Below are 17450 nucleotides of genomic sequence, written 5' to 3'. Positions count from 1 at the left end.
TTCACTCGACACGTCACCCGACCGGCTGAGAGACCCGCGGCGCAACCCGCGGCGCCCGCCGGCCGGGGGCCGCGTCCGGTCGCGTCAGGCGACCTCGAAGATCGCCTCGACCTCGACCGGTGTGTTCAGCGGCAGGGCGGAGACGCCGACGGCGCTGCGGGCGTGCCGTCCCGCCTCGCCGAAGACCTCGCCGAACAGCTCGCTGGCGCCGTTGACGACGCCCGGCTGGCCGGTGAAGCCCGGCGCCGACGCGACGAACCCGACGATCTTGACCACCTTGACGACCTTGTCGAGGCCGACCAGGGCGTGCACCGCGGCGAGGGCGTTGAGCCCGGCCAGCCGGGCGAGGTCCTTGGCCTGCTCCGCGGTCACGTCCTGGCCGACCAGGCCCTCGGCGGGCAGCTTGCCGTCGACCATCGGCAGCTGGCCGGAGACGTAGACGTGGTTGCCGGTCTGTATGGCCGGCACATACGCGGCGACCGGCGGCACGACCGCCGGGATCGTCAGCCCGAGCTCCTCGAGCCGGGCGAACACCTCGCTGCCCATGTCAGCCGGCCTTCGGCCGCTTGAAGTAGGCGACGAGATTCTCCGGGTTGAGGCCGGGCACGATCGCCACCAGCTCCCAGCCGTCCTCGCCGAAGTTGTCCAGGATCAGCTTCGTGTTGTGGACCAGCAGGGGTGCGGTCAGGTACTCCCATTTCTGCATGAGGCGAGACTATCGGTCGGCCGGTGCGCCCCGATGGAATCGGGTCCCCCAACGCATGCACGTGGCGGCTACCCTAAGGGCCGCGCCGCACGGGTCCCGGGAGCCGGACCGCCGGCGGACCCGGCCGTCGCACACGAGGTGGAGACATGACACAACCGCCCCAGTACCCAGGGCAGCCCGAGTATCAGGGCCAGCCGGGTGACCCTTACGCCGCGCCGGGCCAGCCTCCGCAGGCCCCGCCGGGGCAGGGCTGGCCACCCGCGCCGGCGGTGCAGGACCCGTTCGCACCGCCCACCTCGGCCCCGCCGACGTCCGGCCAGCCGTACGCGGTGCCGGTCCAGCCGCCGTTCCCCCAGGCCGGGTATCCGCAGCAGCAGCCGGATCCGACCCAGTACGGGCAGCAGCCCCCGCAGTACCCGCAGCAGGGCTTCCCGCAGCAGTACCCGCCGACGGGCGCGTTCCCGACCGGCCCGCAGCCGACCGGGCAGTTCCCGGCCGGGCCGCCGCAGCAGCCGACCACCGGCTTCCCCGCCCAGCCGACCAGCGGGTTCCCGGGCCAGCCCACCAGCGGTTTCCCCGCCCAGCCGACCAGCGGGTTCCCGGGCCAGCCCACCAGCGGCTACCCCGGCCAGCCGACCAGCGGGTTCCCGGCCGACCCGTATGCCGGCGCCTACCAGCCCGGCTACCAGCAGCCGGCGCCGCCGAAGAAGCGCGGCCTGATGATCACGCTGATCGTCCTGGCGGTCGTCCTCGTGCTGTGCGGTGGTGGCGGCGCGGCCGCGTACTTCGTCTCCCAGGGCAACCAGGGCAAGGGCCAGCCGACCGCGATCGAGGCGGTCAACGGCTTCCTCAAGGCCGTCTACAAGGACAAGAACACCACCGAGGCGCTCAAGTACGTGTGCGCGAGCGCGCGCGACAAGAACAACAAGAACAAGCTGGCGGCGCGGGTCGACGAGATCCGCAAGTACGACTCCGGTCTGAGCAGCCCGACGTACACGTGGCCGGCGCCGACGGTGGAGAAGCAGGACTCCTCCTCCGCGACGCTGCTCGTGCCGATCAAGGTCGCCACCAGTGACGAGAAGGTCGCGGAGACCAAATACAAGATCCTCGCGACGAAGGACAACGGCTGGTGGGTGTGCGAGATCACTGCCGCGTAGTCCCGCACGGCGCCCTGTAGCGTCGAGGGGTGACAACGCGCGAGGCTCAGGACGGGCGGGGCGGCCGGGTGGGAAACCTCGGCTGGCCCGCCCGCCTGCATGTGGTCACCGGCAAGGGCGGCACCGGCAAGACCACGGTCGCCGGCGCCCTGGCCCTGGCGCTCGCCCGGGACGGCCGGCGCACCCTGCTCGTCGAGGTCGAGGCGCGGCAGGGCATCGCGCAGCTCTTCGACCGCGACCCGCTGCCCTACCAGGAGCTGCGGATCGCCACGGCGAGCGGCGGCGGCGAGGTCCGAGCGCTGGCCGTGGACGCCGAAGAGGCGCTCCTGGAGTACCTGGAGATGTTCTACCGGCTCGGCGTGGCGGGCCGGGCGCTGCGCAAGGTCGGTGCGGTGGACTTCGCCACGACGGTCGCGCCCGGACTGCGCGACGTCCTGCTGACCGGCAAGGTCAAGGAGGCCGTGACGCGCACCACCGACGGCCGCCGGGTCTACGACGCGGTCGTGCTCGACGCGCCGCCGACCGGCCGCATCGGCCGCTTCCTCAACGTCACGGCGGAGACCGCACGCCTGGCGAAGGTCGGCCCGATCAAGACGCAGAGCGAGGGCGTGGCGGCGATCCTGCGCTCGCCGATGACCGCGGTGCACGTGGTCACCCTGCTGGAGGAGATGCCGGTCCAGGAGACCGCCGACGCGATCGACGAGCTCACCAGGCTGGGCATCCCGATCGGCACGGTGATCGTCAACGCGACCCGCCCGCCGATGCTGGCCGGCGCCAAGGTCACCCAGGCCGACCTGCGCCGCGGCCTGACCGCGGCCGGGCTCAGCGCCGACAAGGAGACCCTCGCGGGGCTGGCCGGCGAGGCGAAGGCGTATCAGACCAGGGTCGCCGCCGAGGCGTCCTTGCGGGCCGACCTGCAGGGTCTCGGCCGGCCGCTGGTGGAGCTGCCGGTGCTGCCGGGCGGCGTCACCACGCAGGCGCTGGAGTCGCTCGGTGATCTGTTGCTCACCTCGGCTTGACCGAGCGCCCAGCGGATACGCTCGCTAGGTGGGGACTGGGAAGCTCGACGTCGACGCGATCCTCGCCGACCCGGCGATCCGCATCGTCGTCTGCTGCGGCTCTGGCGGTGTGGGCAAGACCACGACCGCGGCGGCGCTGGCGGTGCGCGCCGCCGAGCGGCACGGCCGGCGCACGGTGGTGCTCACCATCGACCCGGCCCGCCGGCTGGCCCAGGCGCTGGGCCTGACCGAGCTGGACAACACGCCACGGCTGGTCAAGGGCCTGCAACCGGACTCCGCCGAGCTCCAGGCCATGATGCTGGACATGAAGCGGACCTTCGACGAGGTCGTGCTCGAGCACACCGACCCGAAGCGGGCCGAGGAGATTTTCGCCAACCCCTTCTACCAGGCCATGAGCTCCACGTTCTCCGGCACGCAGGAGTACATGGCGATGGAGAAGCTCGGCCAGCTGCGGGCCCGCGACGAGTGGGACCTGATCGTGGTCGACACCCCGCCGTCGCGTTCCGCGCTGGACTTCCTGGACGCGCCGGCCCGGCTGTCGCGCTTCCTCGACGGCAAGATGCTGCGGCTGCTGCTGGCCCCGGCCCGCGCCGGTGGGCGCAGCGTGTTCAACCTCGTGTCCGCCTCGTTCGGGCTGTTCAGCCGTACCGTCACGAAGATCCTCGGCGCGCAGCTGCTGACCGACCTGTCAGGGTTCGTCGGTGCCCTGGACTCGATGTTCGGCGGCTTCCGCGAGCGGGCCGAGCAGACCTACCGGGTGCTGCAGGCGCCGGAGACGGCGTTCCTGGTGGTGGCGGCCCCGGAGCCGGACGCGGTGCGCGAGGCGATGTACTTCGCCGGCCGGCTCGCCGCCGACCGGATGCCGCTGGCCGGGCTGGTGCTCAACCGGGTGGTGCCGGTGCCCGCCGAGCTGGCCGCTGACGAGGCCCGTGCGGCCGCGGCGCGGCTCGACGCGCTGGGCGGTCATCAGGCGACGGCCGAGGTGCTGCGGGTCCACGCCGAGCTGGCGGACCAGCGGGACCGGCAGGCGGCGGTCTCCGGCCGGTTCCTGCGCGCCCATCCCGGTGTGCCGGTCGTCAAGGTCCCGGCGCAGCCCGCCGACGTCCATGACCTCGACGGGCTGCGTGCGATCGGAGTGTCGTTCTGACCGGTGCCTCAGCCGGTCGGCACGAGCTCCTTGGGAGCATCCTTCTCATTACGGTCCATGGCGGCTTCGAACATCTTGCGCCAGCTGGGCACCTGCGGGTGACGGCGCAGCAACGCACGGCGCTCGCGCTCAGTCATGCCGCCCCAGACTCCGAACTCGATCCGGTTGTCGAGGGCGTCTGCCAGGCATTCGTACCGCACAGGGCAGCTCCGGCAGATCCGCTTCGCCACGTTTTGCTCGGCACCCTGGACGAACAGTGCGTCCGGGTCGCCATTGCGACACGCGGCGATGCTGGGCCAGTCGACGACCATGCTCATATTTCCTCTTCCCCCCTTGGACTCCCCCCGGGTCCATCCGCCGTGCTTGCCCCAGCGAATAGCCCCCAAACCACGTCCCCCCATGGCTTTTGGATGCTGTTCGCCGGGCCACCCGGCGCGACGGCAGGGTCCCCGGCCACGGGAACCCCGAGAGGAGCTTTCCGGAACATCATGCTCTGTAGTCGTCCAGTTACGCAACGTTGTTGCACCAGGTTAACCGGCCCTTTGCCATCCACCAAAAGGCCGGAGCGTGCTACCGCTGCGTCACGACCGGGTGCGATTTGAGCAAAATGCCGGCAACCTCGTGATCCGTGTATCAGACTCGGCTACGGGTCAACCTCGCGCCCGGTGTCACGCGTCTAGTGCAACGAGGACGCCAGCATCTGGACGCGGCCTCATGACGTCGTCACGTAGGCTGAGGAAGTGACCTGGATGCGTAAACGCGAACACGGCCTGCTGCCCAATGCAGCATCGCTCCTGCTGTGTGGGCTGCTCGCGGGCTTGGTGGTCGCTGCGGCCGCGTTCCCCGCGGTCGCGATGTCGGGCCTCGCCGCGAAGGCCGGCGCCGACACGTTCGAGAATCTGCCGACCGACATCGACGTCCTTCCGTCGCCGCAGATCAGTTATGTGTACGCATCCGACGGCAAGACCCTGCTCGCGATGATGTACGACGAGAACCGGCGCGACGTCCCGCTGACCGATGTCGCGGAGGTCATGCGCCAGGCGATCGTCGCCGCGGAGGACAACCGGTTCTACGCGCACCGCGGCGTCGACGTGAAGGGTGTGGCCCGCGCGTTCGTGGCCAACCAGAACGCCGGCGGCCAGACCGAGCAGGGCGCCTCGACGCTGACGATGCAGTACGTGCGCCAGGCGATCTCCTACTCGGCGAAGACGCCGCAGGAGGTCGTGGACGCCACCGACAAGACGCCGACGCGCAAGCTGCGCGAGATGAAGTACGCGATCGACCTGGAGAAGAAGCTCAGCAAGGACCAGATCCTCGAGCGCTACCTCAACATCGCCGCGTACGGCCACGGCGCGTACGGCATCTTCGCCGCCTCGCACGTCTACTTCGAGAAGGACCCGAAGGACCTGACGCTGCCCGAGGCCGCGCTCATCGCCGGCCTGGTCAAGGCGCCCGGCACGAGCGACCCGGCGACCACCGAGGGCCTGCCCCGCGCCCTGGACCGGCAGAAGTACGTGCTCAACCAGATGATCGCGATGGGGTACATCAACCAGCAGCAGGCCGACGAGGCCGCCAACGCGAAGCTGAACATCGTCGGCAAGCGCACGCCCGAGGGCTGCGAGTCGGTGCAGGGGGCCGGACTGGGCGCCGGCTTCTACTGCGACTACCTGCGCCGCTGGTGGATGGACCAGAAGGTCTTCGGCGAGGACCAGTACCAGCGCGCCAACCGGCTGCGCGCGGGCGGCTACACGGTCGTCTCCGCCCTCGACATCAACACCCAGGCGGCGGCCGCCAAGTACGCGGCGGACCAGCCCAACGTCGGCAAGAGCGAGAAGATCAGGCTCGGCAGCCAGAACGCGGTCATGCTGGCCGCGGTCGAGCCGGGCACGGGCCGGGTCACCGCGATCGCGACCAACCGCACGTTCAGCAACGACAACAGCAAGAACGGGGCCAACACCAACCCCGACAAGAAGGGGCAGAAGGGCAACTACCCCAACACCACGGTGCCGATCATCACCGGTGACAAGGACATCCCCGGCTACCAGGCCGGCTCGACGTTCAAGATGTTCACCGCGGTGGCGGCGCTGGAGGCGGGCCTGCCCCTCGCCACGCCGATCAACACCGAGAAGCAGTTCATCTCCAACTTCATCGTCGGCCCCGGCCCCGCCACCTGCAACGGCAACAAGTACTGCCCGAAGAACTCCGGCGGGCAGTCCGGCCCGTACAACATGTGGACCGCGTTCGGCAGCTCGATCAACACGTACTTCGTGCCGCTGGAGCAGCAGGTCGGTGCCGACAAGGTCGTCGACGTGGCGAAGCGCCTGGGCATCCAGTTCAACGCCAAGGAAGACGCCGGCTTCGCCACCTACCCGGCCTCGAAGCAGTGGGGCGCCTTCACCCTCGGCGTCAGCGCGACCACGCCGCTGCAGCTGGCCAACGCCTACGGCACGCTCGCCGCGGACGGCCTGTACTGCGAGCCGACCCCGATCGTCGAGGTCAAGGACAACAACGGCAAGAAGGTCGAAGGGCTCGACCCGAAGTGCAAGCAGGTCGTCGACAAGGAGGTCGCACGCGCGGCCGTCGACATGGCCCGCTGCCCGGTCGGTGACCAGTCCGCCACCGGCAAGTGTGTCGGCGCGACCGCTGGTTACGCCCGCAAGTACGTGGGCCGCCCGCTGGCTGGCAAGTCCGGCACCACCGACTCGGAGAAGAGCGCCACGTTCGTCGCGATGACCAAGCAGCTCGCGGTCGGCGGCTTCCTCACCGACCCGGACTGGCCCGAGACGAACAAGGACATGAAGCACCCCCCGATCAACTACGCCACCCTGGGCACGCTCAAGGACGGCCTGGCCGGCAAGCCGGTGGTCCCGTTCACCGCGCCCACCAAGGAGAAGTCGACGGGCAAGCTCGTGGAGATCCCGTCGGTCAAGTGCGCACCGGTCGACCAGGCGCGTAGCCGGATCACCCGCGCCGGGTTCACCGTGACGGTCTCCGCGGCGCAGGTCGCTTCGCCCTGCCCGGCCGGCACGGTCGCCCGGACCGAGCCCGGCGGCGCCACGGTGAAGGGCGGGCAGGTCTCGCTCGTCATCAGCAAGGGTCCGGGCGCGCCGGCCCCGCCGTACCTGGGCACCGACCCGGGCACCGGCAACGGCGTGCGCGACGACGAGTGCCCGCTGCCCTGGGTCTGCTGACCCACCCGGCACACGACGAACAGCGGCCGCCCCGGATGCCCGGGGCGGCCGCTTCGTCGTCACGGCGGTTCGCCGGTCCAGCTCAGCCATTGGTGAGCTGTGCGCTCGGCCTTGACGAGCCGGGCGCTCAGCCCTTGGCGAGCCGGGCGCTCAGCCCTTGAGGACCAGGGCGCTCAGCCCTTGGCGAGCTGGGCGCGGACCTCGGCGGCGACGCGGCCGCCCTCGGCGCGGCCGGCGACGGCCGCCTGCGCGGCCTTCATCGCCTGCCCCATGCTCGCCATCCCGCTGAGCCCGGCCGCGGCAAGGGCGTCGCGGACGATGCCGGCGAGGTCCTCGTCGGACAGCTGGGCCGGCAGGTAGGCGGCGAGCACCTCCTCCTCGGCCCGCTCCTTCGCCGCCTGGGCCTCCCGGCCGGCACCGGCGAACGCCTCGGCAGCCTCGCGCCGCTTCTTCGCCTCCTTGGTGAGCACCGAGAGGACCTCCTCGTCGGACAGCTCGCGGGCGGCCTTGCCGGCGACCTCGGCGTTGCGCACCGCGGTGATCGCCATCCGCAGGGTCGAGGTCACCAACTCGTCACGGGCCTTCATGGCCTGGTGCAAGTCGGACTCCAGACGCTCCTTCAACATGAGCGAAGTCTATCGGCGGCGCCCTGGCCATATTGGGTTGTAAAAGCGCGCCGGCGGCTGGCCGGTACCCTTTGACCATGCGCTCGAAGACTGTCCGGCGGCTCGCGGCCGCAACCGCCGCGGCCGGTGCCGCCACGTTTGCCTACGCCTCGCTCGTCGAGCGCAACATGTTCACCCTGCGCCGCTTCGACGTGCCGGTGCTCGCGCCGGACGCGGAGCCGCTGCGGGTGCTGCACCTCAGCGACTTCCACCTCACCCCGGGCCAGCACCGCAAGCAGCGCTGGATCGCCGAGCTCGCCGGCACCGACCCGGACCTCGTCGTGGTCACCGGCGACAACATGGCCCACGTCGACGCCGTCCCGGCGGTCGTGCGGGCCCTGACGCCGCTGCTGGACCGGCCCGGCGCGTTCGTCTTCGGCAGCAACGACTACCGGGGGCCGGTGTTCAAGAACCCGCTCGGCTACTTCAACCGCAACAAGCCCTACGTGCAGGGCGCCGTCCTGCCCACCGAGGAGCTGCGCGACGTGCTCGCCGGCTCCGGCTGGGCCGACCTGAACAACGCCCGCACCACGATCAAGGCCGGTGGCCGCGCCGTGGAGCTGGTCGGTGTCGACGACCCGCACATCGGCCGCGATGACTACGACAGCGTCGCCGGCCCGGCCTCCGCCGAGGTGGACGTGCGCATCGGCCTGACCCACTCCCCCGAGCCGCAGCTGCTGGACCGCATGGCCGACGACGGGTTCGACCTGCTGCTGGCCGGTCACACCCACGGCGGCCAGGTCGCGCTGCCGTTCTTCGGGGCGCTCGTCACCAACTGCGGGCTCGACCGGCGCATGGCCAAGGGCCTGCACCGCTGGCCCTACTCGTCGGCGTTCCTGCACGTCTCCGCCGGCCTCGGCACCCACCCGACGGCGCCGGTCCGGTTCGCCTGCCCGCCCGAGGCGTCGATCCTGACCCTCGTCCCGCGATGACCGCCTCGACCGTGCCGGCCGCCGCCGTCGCGCCGGCCGTCAGCAAGTGGCCGCGCCGAGCCGCCTACGCGGGGGTCGCGAGCGCGGCGGGCCTCGCCGTGCTGCTGCCGACGGGCACCGCCGGCGCCGGCTGGTTCCTGGCCGGTCAGGTGCTCAACGTCAACGCCGTGCGGGCGTATCCGGTGCGGGTCCGCGCGCACGCCGGTGACCGGGTCACCCTGACCCGCACCCCGGACACGTCCCGCTCGATCCCGCTGGCCTTCGTGTGGCCCTCCGGCCACGCCGTCCTCGGCCCGGTCATCGCCACCGACCGCACCACCGTGACCCGCGAGATCACCAGCGTGACGCGCGGCACACTGATCAGCGGACTCAAGGGGTACACCACCGGCTATGTCTTCGAGGGCGACCCGCTGTCGGCACGCGGCCTGCCCTTCGAGGAGGTGCTCGTCCCCGCCGAGCTCGGCGACTGCCCGGCGTGGCTGGTCCCGCCGACCAGTGGCCCCGCCGACGACACGTGGATCATCGCGGTGCACGGCCGGGGCGCCCCTCGCGGCGAGGCGCTGCGCATCCTGCCCACCCTCGCCGAGTCCGGGCACAACACCCTTGTGATCACCTACCGCAACGACCCCGAGGCGTTCCCCAGCCCCGACGACCGCTTCCACCTCGGCCACACCGAGTGGCGCGACGTCCTGTCCGCCGTCGAGCACGCCCGGGCCGCCGGCGCCCGCCAGGTCATCCTCTACGGCTGGTCCATGGGCGGCGCCGCCATCCTCAACCTCCTGCGCAACTGGGAGCACGGCGGCTTCGTGCGGGGCATCGTCCTGGACTGCCCCGTCGTCGACTGGACCGCGACGCTGCGGATGAACGCCCGCCAGCTCAACGTGCCGCCCCTGTGGACCTGGACCGCGCTCAAGCTCATCCAGCACCGCCTGGGCGTGCGCGCCGCCGACCTCGACTACCGCGACGTGAGCCTCGACGTGCCGACCCTGCTCTACGTCGACCACGACGACCGCACCGTCGCCCCGCAGCCGACCGTCGACCTGGCCGCCGCCAGCCCGTCCGTCCAGCTCGTCGAGACCCGCGAGGCCGGTCACTGCCGCAGCTGGAACCTCGACCCGGTCGCGTACGAGTCCACCGTGAGCAGCTTCCTCAAGTCCCTCTGACGCCACAGGGGATACCGAGTTGGAGCCCTGCCGGGCGTGGGCTACGATTACTCGGCACGCTCGGGGTATAGCGCAGCTTGGTAGCGCGCTTCGTTCGGGACGAAGAGGCCGTCGGTTCAAATCCGGCTACCCCGACTTCGTGAAACAGCAGGTCAGGGCCGGTTTTCCCGCAAGGGGAGATCGGCCCTGAAGCGTCTCCAGACCCCTCTCGGGCGAATTCTGGGAGACGATCTTGGTACCTCACTACCCACCCCCCCGTGCAGCAGCCCGTCCAGGACACGGTCGGCGAGCGGGCGGGATCCACCTGCGGCCGTCCAGCACGGCCGTCCAGCGGCACGCCAAGGCGAGCAGCCCGCCACCAACACATTCGGGATGACGTTAGGCATAGCAGGCATACACGGAGCCGTCTGCGTGGATACCTGCTCGTCCGTCGGCACGCCCCAGGACCGCCAACTCGACGGCAGTCATCTCCGTATGACACAGAACACACCCGCGAGCCAGGGCTCAGACAAGGTAGTGATATGACCGTTGTGAGCGTTTAGATACGGACACTCCTTGCCGGCTTCGACCTGACCGCCGTGGTGGTCACCGCCGACGCGTTGCACACCCAACGAGAACACGCCCGCTGGCTGGCCGAGACCAAACACGCCGGCTACCTGTTCACCGTGAAGAAGAACCAGCCGCGTCTCCACCGACAACTCAAAGCGTTGCCCTGGAACAAATACCGATCCAGGACGAGACCAGCGACCGCGGCCACGGCCGCTACGACATCCGCCGCCTACAGGCAGTCACCTGCGTCGGAGTACTCGCTCTGGACTTCCCGCACGCCACCCAGGCCCTGCGGATCCGCCGTCGCCGGCTCAACCTCGCCACCGGCCGCTGGTCCACCATCACCGTCTACGCCATCGCCAACCTGACCACCATCCAGGCCCACCCCGCCGAGCTCGCCGACTGGCTCCGTGGTCACTGGGCCATCGAAGTCCTGCACCACATCCGCGACACGACCTACGCCGAAGACGCCAGCCGCATCCGCACCGGCAACGCACCCCGCGTCATGGCCACCCAACGCAACACCGCGATCAGCCTGCTCCGCCTCGCCGGGATCACCACCATCGCCAAAGCCCTCCGCCATAACAGCCGAGACCCCTACCGACCACTACAAATCCTCGGACTCACCTAAACCCGGCATATCCCTACCTTGCCGGAGCCCTGGCAGAAGTCATTGCCGAATTTGGCTGTACTAGATCAAGGCGCCTTCGGCGCAGGCCCGGACGTGGACAGCCGGCCGGCGGGCAAGCGGCGCCCGGCCCTGCGGGCCTGCGCCGGAAACCCGCTCGGCCGGCACACCACGTCCAGGCCGACATCGAGCGAATGACAGACAGGCCAGCTCAGGGCAACCGCACAAGACTTGAGCTACCGCGACGTCCGCCGGCGTAAGAACGTCGCTCCCGCGGCGTCGCCTTCCACGTATAGCTGAGCACCTGGACACGGCTCAGGCGCCGGACATGCCTTGCGGTCCGGCGACACCCTCCCCGGCGCCGCCTCTCTGAGCGTGCGCCTCAGAACCCCACCGTTACGAACGGTCCGACGTGGTCTGGCACGGCGCCCACAGCGGTCCCAGCCCGCCGGCCACCCAGTGTCAGGACGTCGAAGCCCGGCCGGTAGCCAAGGCGCCGGTGTCGAGCTGGATCGCGAACGGCATGTCCGAAGTCAAGGTGTCACCGCCGCCGACCACCGCGTGCTGCACGTAGTGCTCGCCCTCCAGTCGCAGGAAATTCAGCACGACCGAGGTCAGCGAGTCCTGCTCTACAAGGAGGTACCAGCCGATCCTGGCCTTCGCGTAGAACCCCATCTTCGCCACCCGGTCCGTGCCCGCGTTGCTGGGCGACACGATCTCGCCGATCAACGCCACGTCGACCGCGTCGATCATCGTGCCATCGTCGACGTCGGAGACGACGAGGTCCGGGATGACGATCCGACCCGTCTGCAAGCGGACGTTGACCGCCTCCAGGACCACGAAGCTGGCCGCCGACGCACCAGGGTCGAGCGCGTTCGCGATGCGACGGGACAGAATCTGGTGCCGAATAGCCGGCGCTGGACTCACCAGCAAGCTCCCGTCGATCAACTCGATCCGGTTCGGCGTCTCACCGAGCGCGAAGTACTCGCCCTCGCTCCACGGCCCGACATGCTCCAGAACACCTGCACTCATCGGCGACTCACCTCCACACCCATGCTGCCACCAGACTCCCACGCGCACGTGCCCGGTGACGACACCAAGCCACCCAGGCGACGACCCCGCCGGGAGAATTCTGGGAGACGACCTTGCGAAAAAGCACTCCCAGAGCCCTCCGCCGCCCAACCGCACCCGACGCCCTGACCTGCATATTCAGGTCAGGGCGCAGGTCGGCGACGCAGCCGTTCCTAATTCGGGACGAAGAGGCCGTCGGTTCAAATCCGGCTAGCCCGACAGCGTCCAGGGCCGGTCTTCCACACGGAGGACCGGCCCTGAGCCTTTCCTGCACCACGCGGGGCGATCGGGAAGCAACCACGGACCGGCGGGGACGTGGTCAGCATCACGCACCGCCTCGCAACAGCCGATCACGAGCCGTCCATGAGCACGGCCGGCGCGCCCCACTCGATCATTCGGTGTCTTGTACGAAGTTGCCGCAGGCCATGCGGCGTCAAGTCCCCGCGCCACCGCAACCGGCCCACCAACGGCGTTGTGGCGTCGCACCGGGCCAGGCTTCGCCCAGCACCGGCACCGGTCGCACTCCCGGCCCTCGTCACCTGCGGATACCGGCCGGCCGGCGCGGGCCTGAACAGCCATGGGGCAACCGGTGCCGCCGCTGATGCGACGCCAGCTCGCCCGGCCGGCCACCCGGTACATACTCGATCGCCGCCTGATGCACCGCGAGTGACGATGCTCCGCTGAGGGCTGGCCGTCCTGTTCGCGTTGCTGCCGCATCGGGTGTCGGGCCGGGGCCGGATCACCAAGGCAACCCCCCGGACCACCGCGGCCTCCCGCCCGGAGATCCGCCTCGAACAAACCCCGGGCCAACCGACGCAAACAGCCGCGTGGGCTCGCTTCCAGCGCTTGACGGACCAGGGGCTGGCTCCAGGAGTGCCCCGACCAGGTGCCGCCGGACCAGTGGGTGTCCACCGGTCACCCGACATGCGTCCCCCGAAGTGTCAAAACCTGCTGAACACCTCAGCGGCGCCCCGGGGAGGCCGATCAAGGTGACAATGAACGTGCAGGGCGGTCCGGCACCGGTGACGATGGATCCAGTCACCGGTGCTCATTCGCGTGCCGCGCTGGACGTGGCCCTGCACGAGGTCACCGGGTGCAGCCTGCTGCTGTTTGACGTCGACCACTTCAAGACGGTCAACGACGCCTTCGGCCACCTGCGCGGCGACCTGCTGCTGCGCCAGCTCGCCGAGCGCATCGCCGGGCTCATCCGCACCGACGACGTGCTGTTCCGGTACGGCGGCGACGAGTTCGTGCTGCTGCTGCCCAACACCGGGGCCGACGAGGCGCTGCGCCTCGCGATCCGGCTGACGGACGAGATCCGCGCGCGGGAGTTCGCCGGCACCCCGCCGCTGCACCTGTCGATCAGTCTCGGCGTGGCGACCAGCCCCGTGGACGGCACCGACGGCGAGACCCTGATCGCGGTCGCGGACCGCCGCAACTACCTGGCCAAGCGGCGCGGGCGCGGGCAGGCGGTCGGCGACGACGTCGAGGCGTCCACCGCCGCCGGCTCGTCCCGGCTCTGGGAGCGCGACGCGGCGCTGAGCGGCACGCAGGAGTTCCTCACCCGGGTCGCCGCCGGCAGCCAGGCCGCCCTGCGGATCGCCGGCCCGCCGGGCGCGGGGCACACGCGGTTCCTCCGCGAAGTGGCGCAGATCGCCCGTTTGCGCGGTTTTCCGGCGGTACTGGCGGCAGACCGCACCCCCGGCTGCATCCTGCTCGCCGACGTGGGCGACCCGCTGCCGGAGCTCGGCGACGCCAAGGCGATCGTCTACGCCACCACCAGCCTGCACGACGACGACCCGCGCCGGACCGGGCTGCCGGAGGCCGTCGTCGAGCTGACCCCGTGGTCGCCGGCGACGCTGCGCATCTGGCTGCGCATCGCGCTCGCCGGGGAGCCCAGCTCGGCCTTGGTCGACCGGCTCGTCGAGCGTTCCGGCGGGCTGCCCGCCCGGGCCGAGGCGGAGCTCGGGCGGCTGCGCGCGCAGGGCGAGCTGATCAGCTCGCCGGACGGCACCTGGACCGTCAAGCCGCAGAAGGCGAAGCGGCGGCGCAGCCGGCTGCCCGTACCGATGACGAAACTCGTCGGCCGGGACCGGGAGACCGCCAAGGTCGCCGCGCTGGTCCGGGACGGGCGCCTGGTCACCCTGGTCGGGCCGGGCGGCATCGGCAAGACCCGGCTCTCGCTGGCGGCCGCGACGGTGCTCGCGGACGACTTCGCCGGCGGCGCCGTGTTCGTGCCCCTGGCCGACAGCACCGACGCGGAGCTGATGACGGCCGCCCTGGCCCGGGCGTTGCAGGTGAGCGAGCTGCCCGACCAGCACCTGTTCGACACCGTGCTGGACCAGCTCGAGGAGTCCGAGCTGCTGCTGGTGCTGGACAACTTCGAGCAGGTCGTCGACGACGGCGCGGCCCTGGTCAGCGACCTGCTGGCGGCGGCGCCAGGGGTCCGGGCGCTGGTCACCAGCCGGGAGCGGCTCTCGCTCTACGGCGAGCAGGTGTACCAGGTACCGACGCTCGCCGACTCGCCCGCGGTGACGCTGTTCGAGCAGCGGGCCCGGGCGGTCGACGCCGACTTCGAGATCACCATCGACACCGCGCTGCCGGTCGCGGCGCTGTGCCGCCGCCTCGACGGCCTGCCGCTGGCTATCGAGCTGGCCGCCGCCCGCATCGACCGCTGGACCCCGGACGAGCTGCTCAACCACCTCACCGAGCACCTCGACCGGGACCTCGACTCGCTCGGCGGCGCTGGCCCGCGGGACCTACCGGCGCGCCAGCAGACGCTGCGCGGGGCGATCGACTGGAGCTTCGTGCTGCTCGACTCCGAGGAGCAGCGGCTGCTGACGGAGCTGTCGGTGTTCGCCGGTGGCTGGACCGCCACGGCGGCGCTCGCGGTGACCCTGCCCGGCGGCGACCTGCACCTGCTGGAGAAGCGGCTGTCGGCGCTGGTCGACAAGCACCTGGTGGTCCGTGACGAGGACGACGACGGCCGGTACCGGCTGCTGTCTACGATCCGCGCCTATGCCCGGCACCGGCTCGGCGACGCGGTCGAGCCGCTCGACCGGCACGCGGAGTTCTACGCGGCGTTCGCGGAGGCGTCGGCGGCCGGGCTGTCCGGCCCTGAGCAGGTCGAGTGGACCGGGCGGATCGAGGCCGACTACCAGAACGTGCGGGCCGCCTTCGGGCACGCCGGCGTCGCCACGAAGACCCGGATCTGCCTGGGGCTGTGGCGGTACTGGCGCAACGGCGCCCACATCAACGAGGGCCGGGAGTGGCTGTCGTCGCTGCTGGCGGCGCCGGGCCTGCAGGACGGTGCGGTGGCGCGGCTGCTGCACGCGGCCGCGATCCTGGCCGCGACCCAGGACGAGCACGAGGAGGCGCTGCGCCTGGGCGCGTCGGCGCTGCGGAAGGCGACGGCGGCCGGCGACCGGGCGACCGTCGGGCACGCGCACAACGCGATGGGGATCGCGGCGATCGGCGGCGGCGACCACGCGGCCGCGACCGAGCACTTCGGGCACAGCCTGGCCATCTGGCGGGAGCTGGAGGTGCCGCAGGGGGTGGCCGCGTCGCTGGGCAACCTCAGCAAGGTCGCCCTGTCGCGGGGCGAGATCGCGGAGGCCGAGCGGTACGCCACCGAGTGCCTGGCGCTGGAACGCGCCGCCGGCAACACTCGGGGCATCCAGCTCGCCCTGGAGTGCCTCGGTCAGATCATGCTGGCCCGCGGCGACGTCGCGGCGGCGCGCGAGGCGCTGGACGAGAGCCTCGAGCTGAGCCGGCAGATCGGCGACGCGTTCGGCGCCGCGATGGCCCAGCACCAGCTCGGGCTCGCGGCGCACCTGGAGGGCGACCGGGTGGAGGCGCTGCGGCTGCTGGTGACCGCGCTGGTCACCCGGCACGAGGTCGGCGACCGGCTGGACCTGGCGATTTCCCTGGACGTGGTCGCGGCGCTGGTCGCGGCGGACGACCCGGCGCACGCGGCGCGGCTGATCGGCGCGGCGGACGGGCTGCGGGCCCGGCACCGGCTGGCCGAGCCGCCGGACGCGCAGACGCTGCGCTCGGTCACGCTGCCGCTGCTGCTGGACCACCAGCGGGACCGGGCGGCCGGCCGGGCGGTCAGCATCGAGCACATCGTGGAGGCCCTACAGTCGTCCTATGGTGTCGTTGGCTGACTGGCAACGCCTGTTCCCCGCGGACTCGGCCGCCGGGGCCGACCTGATCGAGCGGTGGTCGCAGCCGCACCGGCGCTATCACACCCTGGAGCACCTGGCCGTCATGCTCGGCGTGATCGACGCGCACGCCGACCTGGCCGACGACGCCGACGCGGTGCGGCTGGCGGCATGGTTCCACGACGCGGTCTACGAGCCGTTCGCGCCCGACAACGAGGAGCGCAGCGCCGGCCTCGCCGCCTCGGTGCTGCCCGGGTTGGGAGTCGCCGCGGACCGGGTGGCCGAGGTCGTGCGGCTGGTGCGGCTGACGGCGGGGCACGCAGTGGCCGCCGGCGACCGCAACGGTGCCCTGCTCGCCGACGCCGATCTGGCCGTCCTCGCGTCGGCGCCGGCCGACTATGCCCGTTATGCGGCGGCGGTACGCGACGAGTATGCGGCCGTGCCGGACGATGCCTTCCGCTCCGGGCGCGCGCAGATCCTCGGCACGTTCCTGAGCCGGCCGGAGCTGTTCCGGGTGGTGCCGGCGCGGGCGGAGTGGACCGCCCGCGCGCACGACAATCTGCGGGCGGAGATCACGACTCTTCTGGATGCTTCGTGACGTTCTGCAGGTAGAGCTGCTCGCCCAGCTTCTCGATGAGCGCGAGCTGGGTCTCCAGGTAGTCGACGTGGCGCTCCTCGTCGGCGAGGATCTCCTCGAAGATGTTCGCGGACGTCACGTCGCCGATCGAGCGCATGTATTCGATGCCGCGGCGCAGCCGGTCCACGGCCTCCATCTCGACCTGCATGTCGCACTTGAACTGCTCCGGGACGGTCTCGCCGATCCGGAGCGCGAAGAGCCGCTGGTAGTTGGGCAGCGCCTCCAGGAACAGGATCCGGTCGGTCAGCACCTCGGCGTGCTTCATCTCGTCGATGGACTCGTGCCGGGTGTATTTGGCCAGGATCGTGTATCCCCAGTTCTCCTGCATCTTGGCGTGCAGGAAGTACTGGTTGATCGCCGTGAGCTCGGCGGTCAGTTGTTCGTTGAGAAATTCAATGACTCGTGCATCCCCCTGCATGTGG

14 protein-coding genes and 1 tRNA gene are annotated in these 17450 nt (G+C 71.1%); 9 read left to right on the top strand and 6 right to left on the bottom strand.

Annotation, left to right across the window (positions count from 1 at the left end; genetic code table 11):
• Positions 1–84: 84 nt before the first annotated feature.
• Together AB0H83_RS20050 and AB0H83_RS20045 are read right to left on the bottom strand one after the other, a co-directional pair.
• The gene (locus AB0H83_RS20050; protein ID WP_360095697.1) at positions 85–546 is read right to left on the bottom strand and encodes a RidA family protein; all 462 of its coding nucleotides are present in this window, start codon (positions 544–546) and stop codon (positions 85–87) included.
• Position 547: 1 nt separating this feature from the next.
• Positions 548–706, bottom strand: a complete 159-nt coding sequence (locus AB0H83_RS20045) for a hypothetical protein (protein WP_169788980.1) — start codon at positions 704–706, stop codon at positions 548–550.
• Positions 707–852: 146 nt separating this feature from the next.
• Here AB0H83_RS20045 and AB0H83_RS20040 point away from each other — a divergent pair, with 146 nt between their 5' ends.
• From AB0H83_RS20040 to AB0H83_RS20030, 3 genes are all read left to right on the top strand, one after another.
• Positions 853–1863: a hypothetical protein gene (locus AB0H83_RS20040; RefSeq protein WP_360095694.1), complete on the top strand. Its 1011-nt coding sequence runs from the start codon at positions 853–855 to the stop codon at positions 1861–1863.
• Positions 1864–1931: 68 nt separating this feature from the next.
• On the top strand, positions 1932–2882 hold the full coding sequence (locus tag AB0H83_RS20035; RefSeq protein WP_360095943.1) for an ArsA-related P-loop ATPase: 951 nt from the start codon (positions 1932–1934) through the stop codon (positions 2880–2882).
• A 28-nt stretch (positions 2883–2910) separates the two neighbouring features.
• Positions 2911–4029, top strand: coding sequence for an ArsA-related P-loop ATPase (locus tag AB0H83_RS20030; RefSeq protein WP_360095691.1), 1119 nt, complete (start codon positions 2911–2913; stop codon positions 4027–4029).
• 8 nt (positions 4030–4037) lie between these two features.
• On the opposite strand, the gene AB0H83_RS20025 is transcribed toward AB0H83_RS20030, so the two are convergent.
• Positions 4038–4346: a WhiB family transcriptional regulator gene (locus AB0H83_RS20025; RefSeq protein ID WP_033363547.1), complete on the bottom strand. Its 309-nt coding sequence runs from the start codon at positions 4344–4346 to the stop codon at positions 4038–4040.
• A 432-nt stretch (positions 4347–4778) separates the two neighbouring features.
• Between AB0H83_RS20025 and AB0H83_RS20020 the strand changes: the two genes are divergently transcribed.
• Entirely contained in the window at positions 4779–7220 is a 2442-nt protein-coding gene (locus tag AB0H83_RS20020) for a transglycosylase domain-containing protein (protein WP_360095687.1), read from the top strand.
• A gap of 173 nt (positions 7221–7393) precedes the next feature.
• Here AB0H83_RS20020 and AB0H83_RS20015 read toward each other — a convergent pair whose 3' ends face one another.
• Positions 7394–7846: a GatB/YqeY domain-containing protein gene (locus AB0H83_RS20015; RefSeq protein ID WP_360095684.1), complete on the bottom strand. Its 453-nt coding sequence runs from the start codon at positions 7844–7846 to the stop codon at positions 7394–7396.
• A 77-nt stretch (positions 7847–7923) separates the two neighbouring features.
• On the opposite strand from AB0H83_RS20015, the gene AB0H83_RS20010 reads away from it, so the two are divergent.
• The 3 genes from AB0H83_RS20010 (at position 7924) to AB0H83_RS20000 (ending at position 10115) form a co-directional block, all read left to right on the top strand.
• Positions 7924–8817, top strand: coding sequence for a metallophosphoesterase (locus tag AB0H83_RS20010; RefSeq protein ID WP_360095681.1), 894 nt, complete (start codon positions 7924–7926; stop codon positions 8815–8817).
• On the top strand, positions 8814–9980 hold the full coding sequence (locus AB0H83_RS20005) for an alpha/beta fold hydrolase (RefSeq protein ID WP_360095678.1): 1167 nt from the start codon (positions 8814–8816) through the stop codon (positions 9978–9980). The genes AB0H83_RS20010 and AB0H83_RS20005 overlap by 4 nt, the downstream gene beginning before the upstream one ends.
• A gap of 61 nt (positions 9981–10041) precedes the next feature.
• Positions 10042–10115 (top strand) — tRNA-Pro (locus AB0H83_RS20000).
• A gap of 1504 nt (positions 10116–11619) precedes the next feature.
• On the opposite strand, the gene AB0H83_RS19995 is transcribed toward AB0H83_RS20000, so the two are convergent.
• Positions 11620–12231: a Uma2 family endonuclease gene (locus AB0H83_RS19995; protein WP_360095675.1), complete on the bottom strand. Its 612-nt coding sequence runs from the start codon at positions 12229–12231 to the stop codon at positions 11620–11622.
• Positions 12232–13256: 1025 nt separating this feature from the next.
• On the opposite strand from AB0H83_RS19995, the gene AB0H83_RS19990 reads away from it, so the two are divergent.
• Both AB0H83_RS19990 and AB0H83_RS19985 read left to right on the top strand, forming a co-directional pair.
• Positions 13257–16394 carry a diguanylate cyclase gene (locus AB0H83_RS19990; RefSeq protein ID WP_360095940.1) on the top strand — a complete coding sequence of 1046 codons (3138 nt, stop codon included), beginning with the start codon at positions 13257–13259 and terminating at the stop codon, positions 16392–16394.
• Complete coding sequence (locus AB0H83_RS19985) at positions 16378–16989, top strand: metal-dependent phosphohydrolase (protein ID WP_360095672.1); 612 nt, start codon at positions 16378–16380, stop codon at positions 16987–16989. Before AB0H83_RS19990 ends, AB0H83_RS19985 begins: the two co-directional genes overlap by 17 nt.
• Here the strand turns inward: AB0H83_RS19985 and bfr are convergent.
• Positions 16964–17446, bottom strand: coding sequence for a bacterioferritin (bfr, locus tag AB0H83_RS19980; RefSeq protein ID WP_360095669.1), 483 nt, complete (start codon positions 17444–17446; stop codon positions 16964–16966). The genes AB0H83_RS19985 and bfr overlap by 26 nt on opposite strands.
• Positions 17447–17450 lie beyond the last annotated feature (4 nt).

The organism is Dactylosporangium sp. NPDC050688 (assembly GCF_040654515.1).
Classification (GTDB): Bacteria; Actinomycetota; Actinomycetes; order Mycobacteriales; family Micromonosporaceae; genus Dactylosporangium.
The sequence above is the reverse complement of the archived record's forward strand: the minus strand, read 5'-3'. Positions and strand labels throughout refer to the sequence as shown.